This is a genomic window from Alteribacter keqinensis, from assembly GCF_003710255.1.
Lineage (GTDB): Bacteria > Bacillota > Bacilli > Bacillales > Salisediminibacteriaceae > Alteribacter > Alteribacter keqinensis.
The window spans coordinates 202,205-227,694 of the sequence record NZ_RHIB01000003.1; the positions used below are offsets into that span (position 1 = coordinate 202,205).

General features: G+C 43.2%; 23 protein-coding genes. 14 read left to right on the forward strand and 9 right to left on the reverse strand.

The window, feature by feature from the left end:
* The first annotated feature begins 13 nt into the window (after positions 1-13).
* Genes EBO34_RS16230 through EBO34_RS16245 form a run of 4 tightly spaced genes read left to right on the forward strand, consistent with a single transcriptional unit; the run spans position 14 to position 4,923 of the window.
* Entirely contained in the window at positions 14-994 is a 981-nt protein-coding gene (locus EBO34_RS16230) for a Gfo/Idh/MocA family oxidoreductase (protein WP_122900521.1), read from the forward strand.
* Complete coding sequence (locus EBO34_RS16235; protein ID WP_183163915.1) at positions 979-1,953, forward strand: Gfo/Idh/MocA family protein; 975 nt, start codon at positions 979-981, stop codon at positions 1,951-1,953. The genes EBO34_RS16230 and EBO34_RS16235 overlap by 16 nt, the downstream gene beginning before the upstream one ends.
* Before the next feature lies 1 nt (position 1,954).
* Entirely contained in the window at positions 1,955-3,454 is a 1,500-nt protein-coding gene (locus EBO34_RS16240; RefSeq protein ID WP_183163916.1) for a UDP-N-acetylglucosamine 2-epimerase, read from the forward strand.
* Positions 3,433-4,923 (forward strand): CDP-glycerol glycerophosphotransferase family protein, encoded by a 1,491-nt coding sequence (locus tag EBO34_RS16245; RefSeq protein WP_122900527.1) that lies wholly within the window; start codon positions 3,433-3,435, stop codon positions 4,921-4,923. The genes EBO34_RS16240 and EBO34_RS16245 overlap by 22 nt, the downstream gene beginning before the upstream one ends.
* A 118-nt stretch (positions 4,924-5,041) precedes the next feature.
* On the opposite strand, the gene EBO34_RS16250 is transcribed toward EBO34_RS16245, so the two are convergent.
* The 3 genes from EBO34_RS16250 to EBO34_RS16260 all read right to left on the reverse strand — a co-directional run bounded on the left by EBO34_RS16250 (position 5,042) and on the right by EBO34_RS16260 (position 8,268).
* Positions 5,042-5,662, reverse strand: coding sequence for an acetyltransferase (locus tag EBO34_RS16250; RefSeq protein ID WP_122900529.1), 621 nt, complete (start codon positions 5,660-5,662; stop codon positions 5,042-5,044).
* Positions 5,663-5,926: 264 nt separating this feature from the next.
* Positions 5,927-7,252, reverse strand: a complete 1,326-nt coding sequence (locus EBO34_RS16255) for a capsular polysaccharide export protein, LipB/KpsS family (RefSeq protein WP_122900531.1) — start codon at positions 7,250-7,252, stop codon at positions 5,927-5,929.
* Positions 7,252-8,268 (reverse strand): polysaccharide biosynthesis protein, encoded by a 1,017-nt coding sequence (locus EBO34_RS16260; RefSeq protein WP_122900534.1) that lies wholly within the window; start codon positions 8,266-8,268, stop codon positions 7,252-7,254. Before EBO34_RS16260 ends, EBO34_RS16255 begins: the two co-directional genes overlap by 1 nt.
* A 204-nt stretch (positions 8,269-8,472) precedes the next feature.
* On the opposite strand from EBO34_RS16260, the gene EBO34_RS16265 reads away from it, so the two are divergent.
* Genes EBO34_RS16265 through neuC form a run of 3 tightly spaced genes read left to right on the forward strand, consistent with a single transcriptional unit; the run spans position 8,473 to position 11,775 of the window.
* Positions 8,473-9,597, forward strand: a complete 1,125-nt coding sequence (locus EBO34_RS16265) for a DegT/DnrJ/EryC1/StrS family aminotransferase (protein WP_249414133.1) — start codon at positions 8,473-8,475, stop codon at positions 9,595-9,597.
* A 2-nt stretch (positions 9,598-9,599) separates the two neighbouring features.
* Positions 9,600-10,652, forward strand: a complete 1,053-nt coding sequence (locus EBO34_RS16270; protein WP_122900536.1) for an N-acetylneuraminate synthase family protein — start codon at positions 9,600-9,602, stop codon at positions 10,650-10,652.
* On the forward strand, positions 10,642-11,775 hold the full coding sequence (gene neuC / locus EBO34_RS16275; protein WP_122900538.1) for a UDP-N-acetylglucosamine 2-epimerase: 1,134 nt from the start codon (positions 10,642-10,644) through the stop codon (positions 11,773-11,775). The genes EBO34_RS16270 and neuC overlap by 11 nt, the downstream gene beginning before the upstream one ends.
* Before the next feature lie 192 nt (positions 11,776-11,967).
* Here neuC and EBO34_RS16280 read toward each other — a convergent pair whose 3' ends face one another.
* The 4 genes from EBO34_RS16280 to EBO34_RS16295 form a co-directional block, all read right to left on the reverse strand.
* On the reverse strand, positions 11,968-12,207 hold the full coding sequence (locus tag EBO34_RS16280) for a hypothetical protein (RefSeq protein WP_122900540.1): 240 nt from the start codon (positions 12,205-12,207) through the stop codon (positions 11,968-11,970).
* Between the two features lie 167 nt (positions 12,208-12,374).
* Positions 12,375-13,295: an ArsA family ATPase gene (locus EBO34_RS16285; RefSeq protein ID WP_122900542.1), complete on the reverse strand. Its 921-nt coding sequence runs from the start codon at positions 13,293-13,295 to the stop codon at positions 12,375-12,377.
* Between the two features lie 23 nt (positions 13,296-13,318).
* Positions 13,319-13,570 carry a cory-CC-star protein gene (locus EBO34_RS16290; protein ID WP_122900544.1) on the reverse strand — a complete coding sequence of 84 codons (252 nt, stop codon included), beginning with the start codon at positions 13,568-13,570 and terminating at the stop codon, positions 13,319-13,321.
* Between the two features lie 190 nt (positions 13,571-13,760).
* A complete protein-coding gene (locus EBO34_RS16295) occupies positions 13,761-15,509 on the reverse strand; it encodes a carbon starvation CstA family protein (protein ID WP_122900546.1) in 1,749 nt (582 codons plus the stop codon).
* Positions 15,510-15,686: 177 nt separating this feature from the next.
* On the opposite strand from EBO34_RS16295, the gene EBO34_RS16300 reads away from it, so the two are divergent.
* Positions 15,687-15,971 carry a hypothetical protein gene (locus EBO34_RS16300; RefSeq protein ID WP_122900548.1) on the forward strand — a complete coding sequence of 95 codons (285 nt, stop codon included), beginning with the start codon at positions 15,687-15,689 and terminating at the stop codon, positions 15,969-15,971.
* A gap of 104 nt (positions 15,972-16,075) precedes the next feature.
* Here the strand turns inward: EBO34_RS16300 and EBO34_RS16305 are convergent, their stop codons facing one another.
* Positions 16,076-17,110, reverse strand: coding sequence for an SEC-C metal-binding domain-containing protein (locus EBO34_RS16305; RefSeq protein WP_183163917.1), 1,035 nt, complete (start codon positions 17,108-17,110; stop codon positions 16,076-16,078).
* 176 nt (positions 17,111-17,286) lie between these two features.
* Here EBO34_RS16305 and EBO34_RS16310 point away from each other — a divergent pair, with 176 nt between their 5' ends.
* The 5 genes from EBO34_RS16310 to EBO34_RS20855 all read left to right on the forward strand — a co-directional run bounded on the left by EBO34_RS16310 (position 17,287) and on the right by EBO34_RS20855 (position 22,131).
* Positions 17,287-17,811, forward strand: coding sequence for a hypothetical protein (locus EBO34_RS16310; protein WP_122900552.1), 525 nt, complete (start codon positions 17,287-17,289; stop codon positions 17,809-17,811).
* Positions 17,812-18,006: 195 nt separating this feature from the next.
* Positions 18,007-18,720: a cysteate racemase gene (cuyB, locus tag EBO34_RS16315; protein WP_122900555.1), complete on the forward strand. Its 714-nt coding sequence runs from the start codon at positions 18,007-18,009 to the stop codon at positions 18,718-18,720.
* Between the two features lie 154 nt (positions 18,721-18,874).
* The gene (rlmD, locus tag EBO34_RS16320) at positions 18,875-20,251 is read left to right on the forward strand and encodes a 23S rRNA (uracil(1939)-C(5))-methyltransferase RlmD (protein ID WP_122900557.1); all 1,377 of its coding nucleotides are present in this window, start codon (positions 18,875-18,877) and stop codon (positions 20,249-20,251) included.
* Positions 20,252-20,572: 321 nt separating this feature from the next.
* Complete coding sequence (locus EBO34_RS16325; protein WP_122901390.1) at positions 20,573-21,538, forward strand: tRNA dihydrouridine synthase; 966 nt, start codon at positions 20,573-20,575, stop codon at positions 21,536-21,538.
* A 425-nt stretch (positions 21,539-21,963) separates the two neighbouring features.
* A complete protein-coding gene (locus EBO34_RS20855; protein ID WP_249414134.1) occupies positions 21,964-22,131 on the forward strand; it encodes a DUF6429 family protein in 168 nt (55 codons plus the stop codon).
* A 61-nt stretch (positions 22,132-22,192) separates the two neighbouring features.
* On the opposite strand, the gene EBO34_RS16335 is transcribed toward EBO34_RS20855, so the two are convergent.
* Entirely contained in the window at positions 22,193-23,539 is a 1,347-nt protein-coding gene (locus EBO34_RS16335; RefSeq protein ID WP_122900559.1) for an amidohydrolase family protein, read from the reverse strand.
* 262 nt (positions 23,540-23,801) lie between these two features.
* On the opposite strand from EBO34_RS16335, the gene EBO34_RS16340 reads away from it, so the two are divergent.
* The gene (locus tag EBO34_RS16340; protein WP_122900561.1) at positions 23,802-25,259 is read left to right on the forward strand and encodes a protein adenylyltransferase SelO; all 1,458 of its coding nucleotides are present in this window, start codon (positions 23,802-23,804) and stop codon (positions 25,257-25,259) included.
* The last annotated feature ends 231 nt before the right edge of the window (positions 25,260-25,490 follow it).

Genomic DNA, 25,490 nt, shown 5'->3' on the forward strand with positions numbered 1-25,490 from the left:
GGGGCAGTAAAGTATGCAGACAGACAGAAAAAAAGTTGGAATTATAGGATTGGGTCATATTGGAAGAAGGCACTTCCAATCATTGTTTTATTTGAAAGAAAGTGCTGATATTTTTCTGGTTGATCAAAAAGAAGAAGGGATAACATCAGCAAAAAAGATGATGGCTGAAGAATTCAAATCATCCACATTTCCTCATTCCTTATCATGCGGCACAACACTGGATACGCTTCCCCATTTTCTTGATATAGTCATTATTGCTTCTCCATCCAATGTAAGGCGTAACATTATCGAAGCATTCCTGAAAAAAAGAACGGCAAGGTTTATGATTTTGGAAAAGGTTGTTTTTCAAAGAGTCTCAGATTTTAGTGAAATATCTCAACTGTTTAATGAAAAAAAAGTAACGGTGTGGGTTAATTGCCCGATGAGAACATATCCGTTCTTTAAGGAAATCAAACGTCGTTTTGGTCCCTCTCCCATTCACTATACTGTAACTGGCTCACAGTTAAATCTGGCATCAAATGTTATTCACCATCTGGATCTGATTACCTATCTCTCTGAAGATAACGTTGTAGTCGTTGATCCTCGTTTGTTAAATACGCCTTTTTCAAGTAAGCGGAAAGGCTTTTTTGAGTGCACGGGGACATTGAGTGCATATACAAGAAATCACAGTACACTAAACATGACTTCATTTGATCAAGGTGGGATTCCACCGGTTATCACCTGCCAATCCAATGAATGGAGAGCTGTGATCAGGGTGTCGGAGAATAAAGCTTGGTTAGCCTGTGCAGATCATAAATGGACCTGGGAAGAAGTAGACTATAAATCTCCTTTACAAAGCGAACTGACATGTTTATATCTTCAACAACTTTTTTCAACAGAAAGCTGCGACTTGCCCGGCTTCAGGGAATCCTGGAATCTGCATATTCCACTACTCCAGTCCCTGTCTCACCATTTTTACTGCAAAGGAGAGACGGCTTCTTGTCCAATCACATAAAAAATCACGTTCTGCTGGTCGGCTCCGGAAAGATGGCTGTTGAATATGCAAAGGTACTTAGTGCCATAAAACAAAAGTATATTTGTGTGGGCAGAGGAGAGGCTTCATGTGAAAATTTTTTTAAACAAACAGGTATACGTCCTGTATCAGGCGGGATCCACACCTATTTAAAAAATATCGGAGAGGTTCCGGCAAAAGGCATTGTTGCGGTGCCCGTTGAACAATTATATCCAGTTACGAAAGCCCTGCTCCATCACGGCCTGAACGAGCTGTTGGTTGAGAAGCCCGGGGGGATGGATGCAGGTGAAATAAAAGAACTTGGGAACAGAGCAAAGATGAAGCAGGCGAATGTATATGTCGCCTATAACAGACGTTTCTATGCCTCTGTAGAAAAGATCAAAGAAATGGTCCGGCAAGAGGGAGGCGTTTTATCTTTCCACTTTGACTTTACAGAACTGAGTCACTCGATTTCGACATCCGCTATTCATGACAAAGTAAAGCGTTCCTGGCTCCTGGCAAACTCGTCCCATATCATCGATACTGCCTTTTATCTGGGAGGGAACCCGATTAAACTGCAAGCAAAAATAAGCGGGAAAGATGCGTTGAACTGGCACCCTGAAGCGGCCATTTTTACGGGATGCGGAGAAACCGGCGAAGGAGCTTTGTTTTCCTACAATGCAAACTGGATCTCTCCGGGAAGGTGGGGTATTCAGGTAAATACCGAAAAGTCAAAATTGCTTTTACAGCCTGTAGAGAAGCTGTTTATTCAGAAACGCGGCTCATTTGAAGTGGAGCAAATAGCATTGAATAACCATTTAGATCTTCAGTTTAAACCCGGCTTATATAATATGGTTCTGGAATTCCTTCACTCAAGCCATCGTAACCTTGTAACTATAGGAGAACAATACGAACACGCAATCAACTGGTATGAACCTATAGCAGATGGAGGTACCTTTTAAAATGTATGGTGACAGCAGGCTAAATGATTATTCATCTCTGAAATACGGTTTGACTCGAAGCTTCTTTGAAGGCTACTCTGACCTTACTTATAAAGGGGTTGAAATTCCGACTACATTAATCAGAGTATTTCACCAGTATATTAAGGTTTACGTAGATAGAAACTACCAAAAAAAGAACAATATCGTAAAACACAGCATGACAGATATGAAACATGTTCAACATGCCCTGACCAGATCTCCAAAAGTCTATAAAGACCTGTCTCTTTTCCCTAATCGAAAAACTGTCGTTATACCCGCCTCTCTTGTATCGTTTGCGTTAGAAAACTTAAAAAAAGAAAGCATTATCCTGATGGCAATTAATGAAGAAGAGGAAAAGATGTTAAACAGCCTTGCGTTACCCCGCAACTTTCAGATATACAGCTATAGAAAAGGTATTACGTCTGTGAGGCTCCCCAGGAAAACGGTAAACGTTATTAGAAGAAAAGCTTCAAGGATCCATCCTAAAAAAGAAATTAACACCTTGTTTAAAAGAGAAACATTTAAATACTGGCTGAATAAACAAATTCCTGTCGCGGTTCGTATCATTACAAGTTTAGACAGGTTGGTAAGAAAGAAGATGATAAAGCTTTTTATTTGTCCGGTAGAAATAATCAACCCGTGGACCACACTGGGTATCCTGGCTAAAAAATACAACCTTCCGTTTGTTAACATGCCCCAGGTACTCATTTCGGATCGTTCTTTGATTCCAACAAGGGCCTCACACCATTTTGCCTGGGGAAGGAACTATAAGCAGTGGCTGGTAAAAAGGGGAGTCCCGGCTTCTTCTGTATTAGAAACAGGAAACTTGAACTTTGATAATAAATATCATTCCCGTTCATTCATGACCGCTCACCAATTTGCTGACATTTGCCCGGTGTCCCCGGATCATAAGATATTTGTATTTACTTCACAGCCTTTTACAGATCAAACAAATCTTCATATCATCAATTGGATAAAGAGGGTCGAAAAAGAAAACCTACCTGCTCACTTTCTGATACGGCCACATCCGTACGATCATGTTGACTACAGTGAATTTTTCAGCGGCAGCGGGAATGTGAGTATTTCGAATCCCAGGCTCGGACTTTATGATTTACTCCATCACAGTCATTTTGTAATGACGGTTTCTTCAAACACAGCGATTGAAGGGGCACTTATGAATAATGGAATTATTGTACTGCAGCCCGACATGGATTATCACTATGAGCATCACAATAACGATTTTAATTCATTCTTAGTGAAGGGGAACGCAGGAAGTGTGATTCAATCCGGTGAATCGCTGTTAAATGTGGTTGAGGATATCCTCCATAATCCTGTTTTTGAAAGAGACCTTTTAGAGAAAGCGAAGAAGTTTGTCGGGGAAACGATTAATTTAAACGTAAGGCCTTCCAGAGTTATTCGGTCATTTATTATAAATCAAATAAACAGCCGGGGGGAAGAACATTGTTTGGAGAAGAGAAGTTGAATAATCATTACTTTTTACGCTATGCCCTTACAAAAGAATTTTTTGATGAATTCAATGGACTTAACTACAGTGGAATTGAACTTCCTACATGTCTTGTAAGGCATTTTCATTTGAGGATAAAAGAATTTGTTGATGAAAACATAAGCAATGAACCATTCCTAACCTTTTTAAAATTGAAACATCCTATGCAGTCTGTAAGGGACGCACAACAGGCCCTTTCTCAAAATAAACCTGTAAGAAAAAAACTTTATAATGCGAACCATTACAAAACCTATCTAATGCCCGGACGTTTTGTTCAACTGGCGCTGGATCATTTTTCAACTGATAAAGTTGTGTTTACACTAACAAGTGCAGCTGATACAGAGGCAGTCAAAGGAAAAAAACTGCCCGGTAATTTCTCTACGTTTCAATTAGGTGACCATCTTCCCTCAGTCCATTTACCTGCCGCCAAAAGAAAACAGTTAAGCCAGTTTATCAATAAAAAGGAGAGTCTGTTATCTGAAAGCCACTTCCTATTTAAAGACCCCTCTTTTTTTACCTGGTTGAGAGGGTATATCTTCAGGATGGCAAAAATGGTTCATGTATACGAAAGCCTTATCCTGAAAGAGAAGGTCGGAGTGATTATTGATCATGTGGATATTACTGTTCCGGGTTGTATTACTTCTCTTATTGGATTAAAATATGATATTCCCTACGTTAGTGTACCTCAGGTGCTAATGACGGACCGTTCCATTATTCCCAGCCGGGCTGCAAAATATCTGGTTTGGGGAAAGATGTATAAAGCGTGGTTAATCAAACGTGGAATCCATACTTCTAAAATAGAAATTGTGGGAAATATGAACTTTGAGTATGCCAGACAGAAGCTGAATACTTCTATAGACGTTGGCGAGTTTAAGAGAAAACACAATATACCGCAAAATCATTACATTGCCACATGGACTACCCAGCCTTTTGAAAAAGCGGTAAATGAACAAGTGCTGGACTGGCTGAAAAAGACAGAGATGCTTCCTTTAACGTTTATTATTCGCCCCCACCCCTCCGACAATTCAGACTATAAACAATTAGCGGGGAAAAAAGGAAATTTCCTAATACTCTCCAGGGAAGACATGGAGCTATATGACAATTTATATGTTACTGATTTTCTGTTAACGATATCATCAAATACCGCTATTGAAGCAGCAATCATGAAGAAACCGCTCATTGTATTAAAACCCCGTATCCCTTACCATTACGAATTAAATAATAACTCCTTTAACTATTTTTTGGAGAATGCCTCTGCTGGAATTGTCGTTAAAGAAAGCGCGGAATTGAAAAGAGAGATAGAGAGGTTAATACAGGACAAAGCCTACTATACAAAAACATACAATCAAGGTCAAAGCTTTCTTAAATCAATGATTTCACCGGAGAAATCACCCTCTATGGTAATAAGCCGCATTCTGCGGGAACTCAATGAGAAAAAATCAACATAAGCAATATCATAGCGTATATTCTGAATTAATTCCTTTTGAGCTGCAATTTAAAAAAGCCTGCCAAAGGGCGGGCTTTTTACGATTCAGTTATAAATTGAACTTTTCTGTATGGGAGGATTCAAATGCGCCGGATGATCCTGGCGGGAACCCCGACAGCCATACTATCTTCCGGTATATCTGAAATAATGACAGCCCCTGCACCAATTTTGCAATTTCTTCCGACCTTTATCCCCGGAATGATGATCGCTCCTGTCCCGATGTCGGTCTCTTTACCGACTTCTACGTTACCGGCCAAATGACACCCCGGCCCAATATTAACAAAGTCGGAAATAGAACAATCATGATCAATAGTGGCGGCTGTGTTAATGATGCAACATTTGCCTATCGTGCTGCATGAGTTTATTATTGCCCCTCCAACCACTATGGACCCATGACCGATGTCAACAGATTTTTCTATGATACTTCCAGGATGAACTAATGTTTTCAATGGCAGATTATGCTCTGTCAGTTCTTTTTCAAACCTCTTTCTCTTTTGAATGTCACCAAGGGCAATATGCCAATGGTGAATTTTTTCCTGCATTGATAATAAGGAATGAAGGTCTGCGGGGAATAGTTGATAGTCCTTGAAAAAGGAATTGGATGAATCAGAGAAGAAAACGATTTTCTCATTGGAACAACAACGCTGAATGATAGCAACTGCGGTTTTTGCATGCCCGCCTGCACCTATAACACCAATCATTTTTATTATCTCCTAAAATGGTAGTTTTACTGATGACCATAAGTATGTTTTTCTACACTACATCCACAGCTCATCAGTTTTAAGGTCTTTACTATTTTACCGGGGAGCTTTTCAGGTCCGCCGGTAACAGAAATAACCCTCATCACTGCAAAAGCCAATCGATTTCTATGCTTAAATATCCTCGTATATAGCTGCATAAAATGCAGTTATACAGAAAGGAAGAATGTGAGAAAATCACTCATGACAGTTGACGGAAAAATTAGTTCATCTTAAATAGTATTCAAGCCCGGGCGCCTTTTGTCCGTAATCTTTTAAATCGTCTCGGACATTTGTTTTTACCAGGCTATCATTTGTGAGGATCAGGCTTTTAAACAATCTTTCGTACTGAACCTGTTTCGTCCCGCATACCGGGTTATTCTTTAAAAAATAAAAAAAGGAGGGATTATTCGAATAATAAATAACCGGTTTCCCAAGCAGGAGTGCCTCGTATCCTACTGTGGAAAAGGATGTAACAACCAAGTCCGCCTGCTCAATCAGGTCGTATAAAGGTACACTTCCATGGGGGAGTAGGGTTGTCATCTTGGGAGTGATGATTTTCCTCAGACGGTGGCCGGATTGAGCCGGGTGCAGCTTCACAGTCAGGTGCAGGTGTTTACTGAACTTCTCAGCTGCTGCTTCAATTGTTTTTATCATTCTCTTATTGAACCTGTGACTAAGAGGCTGCAAAGCGATAAGCACCTGTTTTTTTGATGATTTCTTAATGTTGGTCTTTTTAGACCTTACATTATCCTGAAATGAGGGCTGAACTACGTGTATCAAGTGTGAGGGGGCACCGTGGGACTGGAGATATTGTTTATGCGAATTTCCCCAGACAAGGTGTACATCTGCGTTTACAGGAAGATGACCTTCCTCTCCCAGGAGACCGTGCTGGTAATTGATGGTCGGTATCATTCTGCTCTGGGCAAATGTCGTTACCAGGGCACCGTGACAATTGATCGTTGAACCGTACAACGTCTTTTTAATAGGATGATACTCAAACAAGCTGTGAAGTCTTTTAATATTACTCATAAATTTAGCTGCCTTTTTCTTCATCCATGTAACAAATAAAGGACTCCTTAAAAATGGCGGTGTATTTTCTGCATTTGTAATGATCGCAATCTCATTCATAGCTTTTTGTTCTTCTTCAAGAGGCAGCTTTGTTTGTGGCAGTTTAGGAAGATAGTAAAGAGGGCGGCAGGAAGGGTTCTTCATTGCTTTGTTATATTCACTTTTAGTATGAGCTAAATAGACAACGCTTATATTATTGTTCTTCGGGATTAGTGGTGCCAGCTCAGCACGTACCAAGATGGAGCCTGACAGGTTAAAGTTGGAACGGGAACGGCCGTTTATCAGGTAAGGTGAACATGCTTTGTGAATCTGATGAGTAAACTTTTCCCTGCCGGTGGCCGCTGTCTTTTTATGAGCGGAAACAAATAATTGAAAATCCCTGAATAATGGAAGCGAAACAGGAACACCAGCATAAGTTACTGTTGAAAACGCCCTCAGGAAGTCGATTGATTGGCTCCAAAGTATTTTGGATTTATCAGCCATTACCAGGTATCCTCCAGGGTCTCAATCATCTTAAGAATATCATCCTTACTCAAAAATTCCAGCTTATCAGAACGAATCATGGGGGAAGGACATGATCGAAATGGGAGGATGTCTTTGCCTTTCTGTGGAAGAATGACATATAATTCATCGTTTTCAACTACATGGTTCACTTCGTGGTCATAGATTAATTCTTCGAATAGTTTCTCGCCGGGACGGCTGCCAACAACCTGTACAGTTAAGTTGGTTACTCCTTTATTTGCATAATGGCTTTGAATAACTTCTGCCAATGTCAGAATCCTGATGGCTTTCATTTTAAAAATAAACGTTTCACCGCCCCGGGAAAAGTAAATAGATTTTAGCGTCAGATTCGCTGCATTTGAAATACTCATAATGAATCGAGTCATGCCCGGGTCAGTGACAGTCAGGGGTTTCCCATCTTTAGCCTGTTTCATAAATAAAGGAATAACAGAACCTCGCGAGTTAATAACATTACCAAATCGCACGGAGCAGAAAACAGTTTCTTTATTGTTCAGCTTGGTGTTTGCGTTAGTAAACATCTTTTCTGAAATAAACTTGGTTGCTCCCATCGTGTTTGTGGGGTTAACGGCTTTATCTGTACTGACATTTACTACTTTTTTTACATTATTGAAAATACATGCCCGTATAACATTTTCACTTCCGATTATATTCGTTTTGACTGCTTCAAACGGGTTTTCTTCACAGATGGGTACTTGTTTTAATGCTGCGACATGGAAGACGAAGTCGGTTCCTCTGGTTGCGTATTCGATTGAGTCATAATCACGAATATCTCCTAAAAGAAAGAATAGATTTTTATAAGTTAAATACTTTTGTTTCATTAAATACTGCTTACTGTCATCTTTACTAAAGATGACTATTTTTTTTGGCTGGTAACTAAGTAAGGAAGATACGATTTGTTCTCCTATTGAGCCAGTACCACCTGTAACCAGTATTGTTTTATCTTTAAAGAATTGTTTTAATTCAGGTAGATTTTCCACCTGGCTTTCACCTCTGGTCTATGGGATACACATTTATAAAGTATGCGAGCAGGGATGATGTTGTCCTGGTTAGTTATCTAATTTAATTGTATAGAATACAAAAAGTGGATAATAGAGTCACTTGTCCGGGGCAATTAATAGAAATCTACATTTAATAACATAAGTGTAATGGAATAAAATGTGGAAACAGGAAGGACCTGATGAATGATGTTTATCCCTTTATCCAAACCTGACATATCCGATTTGGAAAGAAGATATGTAAGTGAAGTTTTAAACTCCGGTCAACTTAGTATCGGAGAGAAAACGATTAAGTTTGAATCTTTATTTAAGGAGAAACTTAAGGCGGGATTTGCAATAGCTATGAACAGTGGAACGAGTGCTTTGCATGTGGCTGTTAAAGCACTTGGTTTAAAAGAAGGCGACGAGGTTATTACGACGCCATACAGTTTCATTGCTTCCGGAAACTGCCTTTTATATGAAAGAATTACACCGGTGTTTGTTGATATAGACCCACAAACGCTCAATATTGATCCTAAAAGGATAGAAAGTGCTGTTACGTCCAGGACAAAAGCAATTTTAGTAGTGCATATATTCGGCCAGCCCTGTGATATGACAACGATTATGGAAGTCGCCTCTAATTACGGGCTGAAAGTCATTGAAGACGCTTGTGAAGCAATTGGTGCAAAATGGAACGGTAAGCCTGTCGGAACAATCGGTGATGCAGGAGTATTTGCTTTTTATCCTAATAAGCAAATTACAACAGGAGAAGGGGGAATGCTGGTCACAGAAAGTGAAGACGCGGCGCTAACTGCAAGGGCTCTTCGCAACCAGGGAAGAAGTGCGTCAAGCGGGTGGCTTGACCATGAATATGTCGGTTACAATTACAGAATTTCTGAGCTGCAGGCAGCACTGGGTGTTGGTCAGATGGAACGTCTTGAGCACATTCTTCAAAAGAGAGAAAATGTCGCTGAACGTTACTCTGAGTTGTTGCAACGATATCAGGTGGAAGTTACAACTCCGAAAGTTTTACCCGCATGTTCAATGAGCTGGTTCGTATACATTGTGATACTGCCTAAAACCACAGACAGAAACAAGATCATCAGTCACCTGCTGGAAAAAGGAATACAAGCGAAACCCTATTTTCCATCCATTCATAAACAAACCAGTTACGTCAATCAATTTGGTTCTCAGTCGGGTAAATTCCCGGTAAGTGAAGAAATGTCAGAGCGGACACTTGCCATTCCCTTCTTTTCCAATATGCAGTTCCATGAGCAGGAATATGTGATAAGACACTTAAAAACAGCGCTTGATACAGAAGGGGAGCGTTAACCATGCCACTTCAAATTGGAGGGAAAATGGTAGGCAAAGAAAGCCCGATGTTTATTATTGCGGAAATAGGAGTCAATCACAACGGATCCTATGAGATGGCAAAAAAACTTGTTATAAAGGCTTGTGAAGCAGGAGCGGATGCTGTTAAATTCCAAACCTATGAAACAGACGCATTGGTTTCCGAAGAAGCAGCGCTTGTAAATTATCAGAAAAAAGGGATGTATTCCTCTCAAAGAGAAATGCTTAAATCGTATCAACTCTCCAAAAAAGAGTTTAAAAGGTTAAAAGTATTTTGCGATAAAAAGGGAATTGTGTTTTTATCTACGCCTTTTGATGTAACAAGTGCCAGATTGCTAAAAGAAATGAATGTGGATGCCATAAAGGTTGGAAGCGGTGATCTTACCTATTATCATCTTTTAAAAGAATTGGCCGGTTACAAAATACCGTTAATCCTCTCAAGTGGAATGGCAAGCTTAGAAGAAATCAGAAAGGCTGTATCTTTTCTTGGAAACTCAGCAGAAGTCGCTATACTCCATTGTACTTCTGCCTATCCGGCACCATTTAAAGACCTTCATCTTAATGTCATCCAAACGCTTAAACGGGTATTCAACTGTCCTATTGGCTACTCAGATCATTCCCTTGGTCTTGAAGTTCCATTTGCTGTTGCAGCGATGGGGTATAACATCATTGAAAAACATTTTACCCTTGGGCGGGACCTGGAAGGACCAGACCATCAAGCTTCGTTGATGCCGGATGAGTTTGCCAGAATGGTTGCAGGTATTAGAGCCATCGAGAGCGCTTTAGGTTCAGAAGAAAAAGTAACGAGACCTTCAGAACTGGAGACCAGGATACTGGTCAGGCGCGGTATTTATCTGAACGGAGATTATCCGCCGGGACACGTTATTCATGAAGAGGACCTTTTATTCCTTCGGCCTGAAGGGAACATAAGCGCTTCTAGTTACCTTGATGTTATTGGTAAGAAATTACAAGTAGCAAAAAGCAGTGGAGATGCCCTCAGGTGGACAGATTTAGAGATGGTATCCTATGACAAGTAAAAAAATTCTGTGTGTTACCGGTACCAGAGCCGATTATGGGATATTAAGGTCATTGTTATTTTCCCTGAAGCAAGAAAAGGCAATCAACCTTCAGTTAGTGGTGACTGGAATGCATCTTCTGGAAGAATACGGATACACAATTGAAGCCATTTATCGTGACAACTTTCAAGTGGCTGCAACACCTTCAATTTTATTTAAGGGCGATTCCACACTTTCAATGAGTCAGGCTGCAGGGATGGGAATTCTTTATTTCGCGGATGTTTTTGACAGAGAAAAACCGGATGGTGTGCTGTTACTTGGAGACAGAGGAGAGATGCTTGCTGCTGCCGTTGCTTGTCATTATCAAAACATCCCGACGTTCCATCTTCATGGCGGTGAAGTCTCCGGTTCTGCTGATGACAGGGTCCGTCACGCGATTTCAAAGCTTTCAATGTACCATTTTGTTTCCACACATGATTCGAAGAAAAGGTTGATCGCCATGGGAGAGGATGCAGAAAACATAATCGTAAGCGGATCATTACGAAAGCATGATATTCAATCATTGGCAGGTAAGGAGCCAATGCTGAAGGCCCAATTAAAGGATAAATTGAATTATGACCAACTAAACGATCTTATTATCCTAGCCATGCATCCTGATACAAAAGAGGTGTCGGTCAATTATAAAGACCAGGTGAATGCAGTTTTAGCGGCATTACTGTCATTGGGCAGCATAAAAGTTGTTGTTATCGGAACGAACAGTGATGCGGGAGGGAATGTCTTTAGGGAACAGGTAAGGACATATTTAACCACAAACCCGAATGCACGTTATATTGAAAGTATGACTTCTGATGAATACTTATATTTATTGTCACAAGCAAGAGTATTACTTGGCAATACAAGTAGCGGTATTATAGAAGCTCCCTTCTTAAAGCTTCCGTTTATAAATATAGGAGATCGTCAAAGGAACAGAGAGTCCGGAGATAATGTGATTCATCTGGATTACAATATAAAACGAATTGAAAGTACCATAAGAACTATAAAAGACAGTAAGAGAGAATTTACTGTAAACCCTTACGATATAGTTGATTCTCCGGCTGAACTGATCACTGCAAAAATAAAACAGTGGATCACGCTCATGAATTAAATAGTTAAAACGGCCTTGATAATAAGCAGGGCTTTTTTTTGAGGAACAAAACTTGTTTTCTAGTTATATTCATCTTTTATAACTCAGTTACTTACGCATACTCCGTGCACTTATGCATTTATGTAAATACCAATCCCAAAAAAGAAAAGGGTGGAAGGTCTCCACCCGGAAAATGATAAGAAAGATAAATGGTTACGTTCCTGAAAGTAAATCAATTGTTACCTCTACTGTCAATTCTGTTTCGAGAAGAGGAATTGTTGTAATGAATACAGAGCCTACTTCACCTGTGATTGTTGATCCTAACAACTGAAAAGTAACGCTGTCACCGGATACCGGGTAGATACCAGAATAGAGTTGTACCCTGGTTTCTAAAGGTACGCCTCCAACAGCAAGAATGTCGACTGTGACTTCCGCAAATACTGCTAATCCCATAGTTTTCCCTCCAATCTTTTGTACTTCTACATCATATGTAAAAAAGAGTGAAGGGGCATGTACATTCCACTATGTTTTGAACAAAAATATAGATTGATTTCCTTTTTACATTCACAGATTCTCTCTGGGGTTATTAAGTGGAATTTATAGAAGCGTTTTACTAAATCTTAAATAAGAGAGGCTACCTTTTCCAAATGATCCACAGTGGAGATGTCTTCTTCCAATAATGGAATACGTATTTGAGCAATATCTTTAAAACAGCTGTTTATCTGATCCAGATAATTGCCTTGCTGTGCTTTCCGCTTTTCAAAAAAGCGCCCGTCCACGTCATCGGGAATGATTTTATTAATCACAATCCCTTCAACCGGAATGTTGTGCTGCTTTAACGTATTTACACCACGTACAGCTTCGGCGATAGGAAGACGCTCCGGGTTCATGACAAACAGAAAGCCTGCCTGTTTTTTGTCCAGCAGAATCGCCCTTACTTGGGCGAATTTCTCCCGTCTGGCCTGGAGTGTATCAAAGATCGGATCCTCCACAGGTTCACCGTCGTTTAACAGCTGTGTGTAGTGCTCATTTGTTTTGCGCCGCCGCTCCAGCATTCCGTCCATCCAGACCCCCATCATTTCCGGGAGGTTCATCAGCCGGAGGGTGTGTCCGGTAGGTGCCGTGTCAAAAATAATGCGGTCATATTTTTGACGCTCGTCCAGAATGATGGACGTCATTCTGTCAAAAAGAGCAGCCTCATCTGCTCCGGGACTCGTTTTGGCCATATCCATCTGCCGGTGAACCTCTTCAATCATGGTTGCTTTAACGTGACCTGAAATGTTTGCTTTAACCTGCTCAATATAGCGTTCACTCTCTTTTTCAGGGTCAATCTCCATCACGAAAAGAGAGGGTGAGACTTCCTTCGCCTTATTGCCGAGCTTCGTGTGAAAAAGGTCGCTCAGGTTATGAGCCGGATCTGTTGAGATTAAGAGAGTGCGCTTGCCGGCTTTACTGGCGGCGAGGGCAAGAGCGGAGGAAGTGGTAGACTTACCGACACCGCCTTTTCCGCCAACAAACAGGATGGCTTTTTCGACTGTCATGATGTATCACTCCTTCTTAAATGTTAACAGCAGCGAAAGCCGTTGATGGGGGACTTGTCCATCCCCATGCGCAAGTGCCACTCATGGAACCGCTCGAGCATGTGGGGATAAAGTTCCAGTGTGTAATAGAAAGCAGGGTTTGGGATACCCAGCATGTCCGAGTAACAGAGAATCATAAACAAGTCGTCCTCGTCACGGAGCTCTCTGGCAATTTCGGTCCTGTGGCCCTGTTTGAGCATCTCATCGTAAAGCTGAAGGATCTTTTTAAAATCCATTATGAATTCCTCCCTGCTGATGTGACCTGCATGGAAAGAGGCTGAGACACAAGTGTTTTAGCCTGCGGGAATCCGAACGAATAACGTGCGGTGCAAATAAACCGATCCTGAAATATACTCCGCTATGTCAGCATATTATTGGGATTCTCAGCTAAACACTTTCTTTATGTCCCAACCTCTTCTACGAGATTTACATAGACTGATCTTTATCGGTTGGTATATTCGTGTTGTTTTTACGTAAGGCACTGACTGCTTCAAGCATAATCCAGATGGCGAAGACGAAAATGACAGCACCGAGCATGAAGAGGAGCAGATTCATTTCCGCATCTCCAAGACCCGACCACTGGAAGAATACCTGCTGTCCCATGGCCCACAGGGTCATGATCATGAGAAAGACCATTGGGATTAATGTAATCAGGTAGTTTCGTCCCTGTCTTTTTAACCAAAGTGTAATCAGCAGCAGGGTGATCCCTGCAAGGAGCTGGTTTGACGTACCGAACAACGGCCAAAGTAAGTAACCGCCGGAACCGAATCCCTGTGGTCCTCTTGGAAGGAGTACCAGAGCTGCAGAAGATACAACGGCGATGGTTGTAGCTACGTGCATTTTCGTAAGTGACTTGATTTTATACTCGCTGCCAAGCTCTGAGATAATGTAGCGCATAAGACGGACCGATGTATCCAGAGTCGTAGCGGCGAAACTTACGACGATAACGGCAACGATGGTTGCGGCAATGTCTGCCGGAATGAAAATTCCGGTGGCGAGCTGGCCGGCACCCTGGATGAACGTGGTTAAACCGATGTTTCCTGCTGTGCCGAAGCTGTCATAGGCAGCTGTGAATGCACCGGGGTTGGCAAAGAATGTGGCTACGGCAATGATGGCAATCAGAGCAAGCAATCCTTCACCTACAGCCCCGAAATAACCAACGAATCGGGCATCGGTTTCTTTATTGAGCTGCTTACTGGAGGTTCCTGATGCAACGAGACCGTGGAAACCGGAAATGGCCCCACAGGCAATGGTGATAAAGAGAAGCGGGAACCAAGGCGTGGTTGCTTCTGTATTCATCATTGGAGCCGTAACTTCCGGGTTTGAGAATAACAGACCCAGGTAAAGAATACCGAGACCGACCATAAGCTGGTGCGAGTTAATATAATCCCGCGGCTGGAGAAGCTTCCACACCGGCAGTGTTGACGCGATATACACATAGATCATAAGAACGATAATCCATACAAAGAATGACATGGAAACCCCGTCGAGACCGAATGCTACCGTATTTTCCGCACCGCCAAAGTACCGGGGCAGATCAATTTGAAGGGCAGGCACACGGGCTGCGATAATGGCAGTAACGTACATGGTAGCCAGGGCCGCAATCGACGGGAAAAGCATGTTACCGCTTCGTTTATAAACGAGATACCCAATCCAGATCGCCAGTGGAATCTGAATGAACACCGATAATACCGCTGATGGGAAATTGATGAAGAGGTTTGAAATCACCCATGCAAATACGGCATTTACCATTAATACGAGAATTAAGATGATAAATAAGAACAGAATTTTTGCCCGCTGGCCGATAATCTTGTTGGCCAGTGTTCCGACCGACTGCCCTTTGTTCCTGACAGACAGAACAAGTGCGCCAAAGTCATGAACCCCGGCAGCAAACACCGTACCTAATACGACCCACAAAAAGGCAGGGAGCCAGCCCCAGTAGATGGCGATAGCAGGTCCTACAATCGGAGCTGCTCCGGCAACGGACGTAAAATGATGTCCCCACAATACCCATTTATTCGTTGGTACAAAGTCGACACCATCCTTATACTTGTGGGCAGGTGTCACATAATCAGGATCGAGCCGGTAAATACGCTCGGCTACGAACTTGGAATAATACTTATAGCCGAGAAAAAAGACGGCCATCCCGACAACAGCTAAAATAATTGCACTCATTTTTCTTCCCCTCTCTTTTTATATGATTTAAGGGTGGATAATAAGAAACCGCTTTCAATCCCCTCACTTCTATTATTTTCGTTTTGTTCTAAATAATCAAATAATTTATCTGGAAAACTCATAAAAAAACGGAAATAGCGCAACTTAATAGAAGAAAGTGGAAGGAGGATTTAAAAAATGTGGGGACATAACCATAAATTACGGTGGCGGATTACCTGGAAGGCTGTGCTTGTTGGGGCACTCACACTTCTTTGCAGTACACTCCTGATGGTGTGGAAACCGGAAAGCGACTGGATGTTCCGGTTATCAGGCTGTCTCATGCTTCTCGGTTTCTCATCGGTAAGTCTCCCCCGGGCGGTTAAAGAAGTCCGGCCTCATTTGTACCGGGGATGGTTAAAAAAATACGGAGAATGGCTCGAACCAAATACGAACACCACGAAAAACCGGTCTGCAGATATGTAGGCCGGTTTCGTTTATTTAGCTGTTTCGTGATTCGGGCAAGCAAACCCTATCATATCCATATACGAAAAAAGAAGCCTTTTTTACTGAAAGGCTTCTTACAGGTGTTATTTTGTATCCAGGCCGTCTAGATCAAACTGCTTGAACTTGTTTGAAATTGTAGACGATGATACACCGTATTTTTCTGCGAGGCTCTTCTGGCTCACTTTTTTCTCAGGGGCACTTAACTGGTACATCCAGTATTCAAGTGCTGCTGCAAATACTTCAGGTTTTGTAATACGTGGGGATTTCTTCTCGATAAATTCCGTCCACAACAATCTCGCATGAATGATCTTTGTGTAAGGGAATTCATTGAGGGAGATATTCTCGATCAGAATGTCAAAGCACTCCTGTGCTTTATCTGAAAGGATATCGTCTTTGATCCCTATGGCCAGTTCAGTAAGGATTCCTGAGAGGATCTGAAGGGCAGACGGGTATTCACGGGTCAGAAGGTCACGCTCCGATTCCCCGGGTTTACTGAAGAAGGTATGGAACTTTTTCCACTCGTACTCGAATGTATCGACAAAGTCCTCAGGAATAATCATGATATCACTTCCGAGAGCGTAGCCAGAGAGAGTAGGGTACAGGTATCCGATAATCAGATCCTGTTCGGAAAGCTGCTTCGTCGTTTCTGTTATTTCCATAGGAATCCTCGTTTTATCAAACCATTCCACAATCGTCATCTGTTTGCCTTCTACCTGCTCCACGCGGTAAACGGCCGGGCGAATCTGTTTCCACTGAGTCAGAAACTGCTGGAAGGACTCCGAGTAGGATGCACCGTGTTTGTCAATATACATTTCCACAATGGTTTTGCCGTCAACGACCTTTGCATTGAACAGGCTCCAGAGAGACATGCTCTGGACAAAAGCCTGCTGGTCGGCTTTTTTCAGTACCCACAGTTCATTGACATCCTTCCAGATGCTTGCCTGCAATTCTTCTTCATAAGGTGTGCTAAATTCCACTACTTTAGGTAAAAACTGCTGATAATCTTTTTCATCCTGCAACGTTGCTGTTGATAAAGCTTCTTGTTTGTTCATGCAGCATTTTTTGTATTTTTTCCCGCTGCCGCACGGGCAGGGATCGTTTCGTCTTACTTTTGCCATTCCTCTGGTCACCTCGTTCAAATAAATCGACCTTCCTATCATACCAGTGATTGAACGAAAGGTTAAGGATGAATCAAAAGCACTGTGTTTTTTGCTAAAAATAAACAATATTAGGGATTATTTGTGTGATTTCCGGGTAAAGAACCGGGAAAACACGATTGCGAGGAGAGGACAAAATGAGAATGAAGAGGCAGTGGTTAGTCATACCTGTTGTTTTTATGCTTACCGTTATTCTGGCTGCATGTGGAGAAGAGGATGCGATTGTAGACTATTATAATGGAGAGATGCATCCGGCTTGGGAGGATGTGGACGAGCAGCTTAACCGGTTCGATGAAGGGCTGATCCGCTTGGAATACGGGGAAACAGAAGAAGGAGAAAGCATGATGGATGCTGCCAGGGACGAAATAAGGGCGATCCGTGATTCCTTTGAGGGAAGAAGCTATGACTCCGAGCCTGTTCAGGATCTGCAGGATCAGTTTTATGAGTATGTGGTAGCAGTGGATGATTTCCTTGAAGGATTTTACGAAGCAATTGCTGCCGAAGCATCAGGTGCGTTCGGGGCAGAAGAAGAGCTGACACTCCAGAGCCTCATCTCAGAAGCCCAGCGTCAGGAAAACAGCCTGTCTGACATGATTAATGACTACATTGAAGAATACAACCTCGAATGGGAAGAAGAGGGAGAGATGGATACAGAAGAGTAAACAATTGTAAAAGAGGCCTGTTTCGGAAAGTTTACGAACTTTCCGGGACAGGCCTTTTTACGTGGAAAGAACATGATGTGAGGATACCTGTCCAAACAAAGAAAGGGTAGGAGAATACACTAATCTATGAATAGATTAAGGAAAGGTAGTGGCTGGTTTGATGAATCTCCAAACAGGAAGGCCAGGTGATAGACTGTGAAAATTGTGCTTGGCGTTCTCGGTGGTATGGGACCGGCCGCCACAATTGATTTCTTTGATAAAATGGTCTTGAATACGTCAGTAGACAAAGAAGAAGACCATATCCATGTGATTATAAACAACAACCCACAGATTCCCTCAAGAGTAAAAGGTATTTCAGGAGCAGGGGAGTCTCCTCTTCCATTTATAATAGAAGGAATTCGTCTGCTTGAACTGGTGGGAGCTTCCTTTGTAGTAATGCCCTGCAACACCGCTCATTACTGGTATGACCAAATTACTGAGCAGGTGAATGTACCCGTACTTCACATAATAAAAGAAACAGCCAGAGAAATTAAGGATGCAGCAGGGACAACCCTTCCAAAGGTGTTGTTATTAGCAACAGAAGGGACAGTGAAAGCGGGGCTCTATAAAAAAGAATTAGACAAGCGTGCAGTTATTCTGACGCCAAACCAACGAGAGCAAAGGGTGGTGGATAATACGATTGAGAGAATCAAGCGCGGTCTGTGTGACACAAGTGACTATAAGCTTATCCAGGACCTTATAGAGCATTATAAAGAAAACCATATGATCGACATGATTATAGGAGGGTGTACCGAAATTCCCCTCATGTATCCGCATCTGGATTTGACTGGAATTAATCCAGTTGACCCAACCTTGATTTTAGCTCGTGCAGCCATCAAAAAGTGCGGTAAAAAATTAAAGAGCCAATAGGGTCAGACCCCTGAACATAGTTTTGGGCGGTCTGACCTTTTGTTTATGCATGTTTTCATCAGTGGTGTTCCAAGTAACCGAGGCGGTTTCCTGTCCGGGCTTTGTTTGTGGTACAATCATGTGCAGAATGATTGAGCGGAAGGGAACGACGATAATGACTAAACATGAAACACCTGTAGCGAAGAACGACACGATTAATGTGACGTTTGAAGACCTTACACATGACGGGGCGGGCGTAGCGAAAGTAAACGGCTACCCGATTTTTGTACCAAGAGCCCTTCCTGATGAAGAAGCGGAAATCAAAATTATAAAAGTAAAAAAGAACTTTGCCATTGGCCGTTTAATAAACGTAACAAAAGAGAGCAGCAACCGCACTAAGCCCCCCTGCCCGATTTTCAAGCGATGCGGCGGCTGCCAGCTTCAGCACTTATCCTATGAAGGACAGCTGGAGTACAAACAAAAGCACGTAAAGGATGTACTTGCCCGGATCGGCGGTCTGCCGGATGTGCCTGTTCACGAAACACTTGGAATGGAGGACCCATGGCGCTACCGAAATAAAGCCCAGGTTCCCGTTGGCGAGCGGGGCGGCCACATTATTGCAGGTTTCTACGCCGAGCGGAGTCACGAAATTGTGGACATGCCAAACTGTGTCATTCAGCACGAAGAGAATGATAAGGTGGTCCAGCTTGTGAAAGGACTGGCTAAAAAGTACGGTATCCGTGCCTACGATGAAAAGAAACATAAGGGCACACTCCGCCACATCGTCACCCGTCACGGCAAAACATCCGGGGAACTGATGGTCGTTCTTGTCACCCGCGGCAAAGAGCTTCCTAATAAGAAGAATCTTGTCGATGACATACGGGAAAACCTTCCCCATGTTACGTCGATTGTGCAGAACATTAACCCGAAACGTACCAACGTCATTTTTGGAGAAAAAACAGAAGTCCTGTGGGGCGAAGACGTAATCTACGACTCCATTGGAGACATCCGCTTCGCTATTTCTCCCCGTTCGTTTTACCAGGTGAATCCGTCCCAGACAAAAGTGCTCTATGATAAAGCGCTGGAATACGCCGATCTGTCCGGCAGTGAAACGGTAATCGACGCTTACTGCGGCATTGGCACCATTAGCCTGTTCCTGGCTCAAAAAGCGAAGAAGGTTCTTGGAGTGGAGGTCGTACCGGAAGCGATTAAGGACGCCAAAAACAATGCAAAACTGAACGGTCTGACTAACACAGACTTTGTTGTCGGTGAAGCGGAGAAAGTCATGCCGTGGTGGTCCGCCCAGGGTGTCCGCCCGGAAGTGGTCGTCGTTGATCCGCCGCGAAAAGGCTGCGACGAAGAACTCCTCGAAGCGATTGTAAACATGAAGCCCGAGCGTGTTGTCTATGTTTCCTGTAACCCTGCAACGCTTGCCCGGGACTTGAAGTACCTGGACGAGCACGGATACGAGACGAAAGAAGTCCAACCGGTGGATATGTTTCCGCAGACGACACATGTGGAGTGTGTAGCACAACTCGTCTTAAAGTCGTAATCAAAAAATTCTATACCGACCATGAATTCGTTAAAACGATTTCGGGGTCTTTTTCCTGTTACAGCCTTGTCCGATCTTCCACTTTCCTTTTCAGTCTTTTACCAAATCTCGAACTGTAGAATGCACGATTGAATGGGTGGATTTAGCAGGAGGTGTTCTGGTTGTAAAGAGATTTTGAAATAAAAATTACCATCTCCGATCCGTTTGATAAACAGGGCTTAAACATGGTATAAGTGTAGAAGAAACAGGGACATCCTGCTTTTGAATTTTGGGATAACCGGTTGGTCTGGTATCCCATAATGAGAGGGTTTTGATTTAATGATGAAAGATAATTTTTGGCGTGAACTCCCACGACCTTTTTTTATACTGGCACCAATGGAAGAAGTGACCGATGTAGTTTTTCGCCATGTAGTGAGTGAAGCAGCCAGACCTGATGTGTTTTTTACAGAGTTTACAAACACGGAGAGTTATTGTCACCCTGAGGGGATCCGCAGTGTGCGCGGGCGCTTGACTTTTACAGAGGATGAACAGCCGATGGTTGCACATATATGGGGGGATAAGCCTGAATACTTCCGGCAAATGAGTATTGGTATGGCGGAACTGGGCTTTCGCGGTATCGATATCAATATGGGCTGTCCTGTACCTAATGTTGTACACAATGGGAAGGGGAGCGGCCTTATCCGGCGTCCGGAAGTTGCAGCAGAATTAATCCAGGCAGCGAAAGCAGGCGGGCTCCCCGTAAGCGTAAAGACAAGGCTCGGTTTTACGGAAGTAGATGAATGGCGGGACTGGCTTACCCACATTTTGAAGCAGGACATCGTTAACCTTTCCATTCACCTGCGTACAAGAGATGAAATGAGCAAGGTGGATGCCCATTGGGAGTTGATCCCGGAGATTAAGAAACTCCGTGACCAGATAGCACCGGATACACTTTTGACGATCAATGGGGATATTCCCGACCGTCAAACCGGTTTGAGACTCGTTGATCAATATGGTGTTGACGGGGTGATGATTGGCCGTGGTATTTTTCATAATCCATTTGCCTTTGAAAAAGAGAAGAAAGATCACAGCAGTAAGGAACTGCTTGATCTCTTAAGACTTCATCTGGATCTTCACGATAAATATTCACATTTAGGGCTGCGTCCGTTCAAGGCTCTTCACCGCTTTTTTAAGATCTATGTCAAAGGATTCCGCGGGGCGAGTGAATTAAGAAATCAACTGATGAGCACAGAGTCAACAGATGAAGTGCGTGAATTACTCGATAACTTTGAGTTAAAGAGTCTGTAGGGCATTGGGGAACGGTAGAAGGTCGTGATTCAAGGGGAAAGTAAAGCAGTGTGTTAAACTGGTGTGCCTCCAAATAGTTAGAATTTATACGAAGCAGGAAATTGGCTGGCGTGAAGGAGGTAGTGAACTCAAATCATGCCCGCCATTTTTTCTTTAAAGTTGTTAGTATAGTAATCTTTAATCAGGGTAATATTTGCAAATTAGAAGCTCGCGAATGGGTAAGATTATTATTTCTTAAATAATTAAACCTGAATGAAGCAGAAAGATATTCCTGACGAAGCAGGCAATAATGGTTCCGTTAGTTTTTGTAAGATCACCAGCGCCGCTTGTGTTACCACATACACTTTTGTCGAGGATTATGTGGCACGACTAAAAGAAATACAACAATCCTGCAAACATGGAAAGATGAGCCTCCTTTTGAAGAAATGAGAAGAAGTTGGAAGGGCTACCGCTTTGAAACGTTAGATGAATTAACGGATGAAGATTTTATTCGCGGGAGTACCCGGTCAAAGTCCGTTTACTTAACGGAAGAGGGTATCAAAGAAGCCGAAAAATTAATGCAGAAGTATTTAGGGAAAGGTCATTTATCTTAACTTTGAGATTATAGTAGAAAAGGTGCACCGGGAACTGGACCGGTGCACCTTTAATACCCTACTACTTCTTCACAGCCTCTCTCTGTCTTTGAAAGATCCTTTCACTTGCAGCCTTTACCCGCTCCCTAAGGCGTTTTTGTTCACCGTAAACCAGCCTGCCGTCACGCTTTACAGCTTTTCCTGCAACGAAGACAAATTCCACATTCTCCGGGCGGGCACTCTGGACAACAGCCCCTACAGGCTGGTTGTTGAGTGGATGAAGGTTCGTTGAAGACGGATCAATAATAACTATATCCGCTTCTTTCCCCGTCTCGAGCGTCCCGACTTTGTGATCAAGTTGAAGGGCTTTTGCTCCATTTTGTGTAGCGAACGTTAGAACATCCTTTGTCGTAATTCCAAGTTCCATTGGCATGTCCCCTTTATCCAGTATTATCTCGTTCTGCCGTGCTCTTTCAGCCTGCATTGCAAACTTCATTTGAGAAAACATGTCACCTGCTGTGGACACAACCACATCGACTCCCAGCGTCACCAGGCCATTGTGTTCGTGAAGGCGACCGGTTGCCGGGTATCCGTGGCCCATCATCATTTCAATTTCTGGAGTCACAGAAAGGGACGCACCGCTCTCGGCAATGAGCTTATATTCATGAGGCTGGATGCGGTTAACGTGTACCAGATTCAAATCTTCTCTCAGCAGCCCTGCATCATGAAGGCGGGAAATCGACCTGTCGTGTGGTCCCCAGCTGCCGAACCCTATGTGCATGGATGCAATGGCGTCAAGTTCTCTTGCAAGCTGAATGTCATCAACGGCGGTTTCCCATGCACTGAATTCAGGCCCTCGAATAGCCAGTCCCATTGTTAAAAGCTGATCGGAGGATTGGAAGTACTCTTTTTTTACTCTGCGGCTGTCCTCGGGATGCCTCAGTTGACTCTCCCGATCCCAGTATTCCCCTCGTCCCGATACCCCGTGAGCAAAAACCCCGCGTATCCCTGCGTCGCGCAGACCGTTTATGGCAGCATCCGCATGTTCGGGCGTTTCCAGCATGGAGTAATCAAGGACCGTAGTCACACCGGCGTCCAGGGCTTCAAGTGAGCCCCACAGGTTTGCCAGGTACATGTCTTCTGTTGTGAGCATGGATCCTAGATTTCCGTAATAAATGTTTTCCAGATATTGAGGCAGTGACCAGTCTGTACCGGTATGGCGGATAAGAGATTCCCAGACGTGGCGGTGGGAATCGACGAAGCCGGGCATAACAATCTTACCTTCTGCATCAATCGTTTCAGTTTCATTATTGACAGGAAGCCCTGGTTGAACATCTTTAATGTATTTCCCCTCAATTAGAATGTCTGCCTTCCTTTTGTTAAAGTGCTTATCCAACATGATTCCATTTTTAATGATCAGTTTGTCCATACTGATACAGCCTCCTCTTAAAAGTTAATCTTGTACATGTCAACGCTATACCCGTAGTTGTCATAAATATGTATCCCTACTCATTTCAAAAACCGGACAAAACGGATAATCAATCATTGAGCCTGTAGAAATCATCTTACATTTTCCATAACAGGACTTAAGATGTTAGAGTTGAATAAAAGGATAGATAAACGTATGGATAGAAAAATGAAAAAAAGTAAATATAACTTGAGAGAAGAACATTTTCAGAAAGGAAGATCCCATGACGAAATCAATAGATACAGGATGGAATCTGGACAATAGTTACGCCCGGCTGCCGGAATCGTTTTTCAGCTTGATCAATCCAAATCCGGTTGCAGATCCAGAGCTTGTCGTACTTAACACTAAGCTGGCAGCCACATTGGGCCTGAATGCTGAAGAGCTGAAAAGCAAGGAAGGGATAAATATTCTTGCAGGAAACGATGTTCCTGACGGCTCAGTACCTATCGCTCAGGCCTATGCTGGACATCAGTTTGGGAATTTCACCATGTTGGGAGACGGACGTGCCCTGCTTTTTGGGGAGCAGATCAGCCCTGACGGGGAAAGGGTCGATGTTCAGCTGAAGGGATCGGGACCTACACCATTTTCCCGTGGAGGAGACGGTCGTGCGGCACTTGGCCCGATGCTTCGGGAATATATCATCAGTGAAGCTATGCATGCCCTTGGTATCCCGACTTCCCGGAGTCTTGCTGTTGTTGCTACAGGGGAGCCCGTTTACCGTGAAACGGAACTTCCCGGTGCTGTTCTGACCCGCACAGCAGCCAGTCACCTTCGATTCGGAACTTTTCAGTACAGTGCAGGAGTGGGAAAAGTGGACGACCTCAGGACTCTTGCTGATTATGCCATAGAGCGCCATTACCCTCATATAAAAGATCATGAAAACCAGTATTTCTCTTTTCTCGAGGAAGTAATGAAAGATCAGGCCTCCCTGGTTGCCAAGTGGCAGCATATCGGTTTTATCCATGGCGTCATGAATACCGATAATATGACCATCAGTGGAGAAACGATTGATTACGGCCCGTGCGCCTTCATGGATACGTATGACCCAAAAACCGTATTCAGTTCGATAGACGTACAGGGGCGTTATGCATATGGGAATCAGCCTTATATTACCGGCTGGAATCTTTCAAGGTTCTCAGAAGCCCTCCTGCCTCTGCTTCACAACGATGAGGAAGAAGCAGTAAAGCTTGCACAGGCTGTGATGGCTGATTTCAGTGAACGTTACAAGCGTATCTGGCTTGACGGTATGCGAAAAAAGTTAGGGTTGTTAAACGAAGAAAAAGAAGACGAATCTCTAGTTGAGCAACTCCTGAGTATCATGCAGAAAAACAAAGCTGATTATACGAATACCTTCCGTGCCCTTTCATTTGATCAGCCTGTAGATGAATTGTCCTGCTCTGGAGAATTTAATGAATGGTATAGGCAGTGGCAGGCACGGCTGAACAGGCAGGAAGGTTCAAAAGAGTCTTCCCGGGAATTGATGCAGCAAACCAACCCTGCAATTATCCCTCGCAACCACAAGGTGGAAGAGGCACTGGAAGCTGCTGGTGAAGGGAATTTCAGTGTTATGCTTCGCCTTCTTGATGTTTTGTCGAATCCTTATACTAAAAATCCGGATAAGGAATTTACTAATCCTCCGGAACCATCCAGTCGTCCTTACCGTACTTTTTGCGGAACGTAAACAAACCTCACGAACGCTTCCTTTATGCCGTGTATAAAGGAAGCGTTTTTTCTTTTTCAGCGTGCCCGGCACACGATTAATTGCTAACTGGTGAAAGTCCAGTCTGAGTAAGTACCAAGAAGCTGATAATCAACTGGTGGAGAAATCATGAGGTTGAAACCCTGTGACAAAATAACTTTTTACGGAGTGCGAACAACTTAACAATTTTTAACATCAAGTGAATCTTGCAGC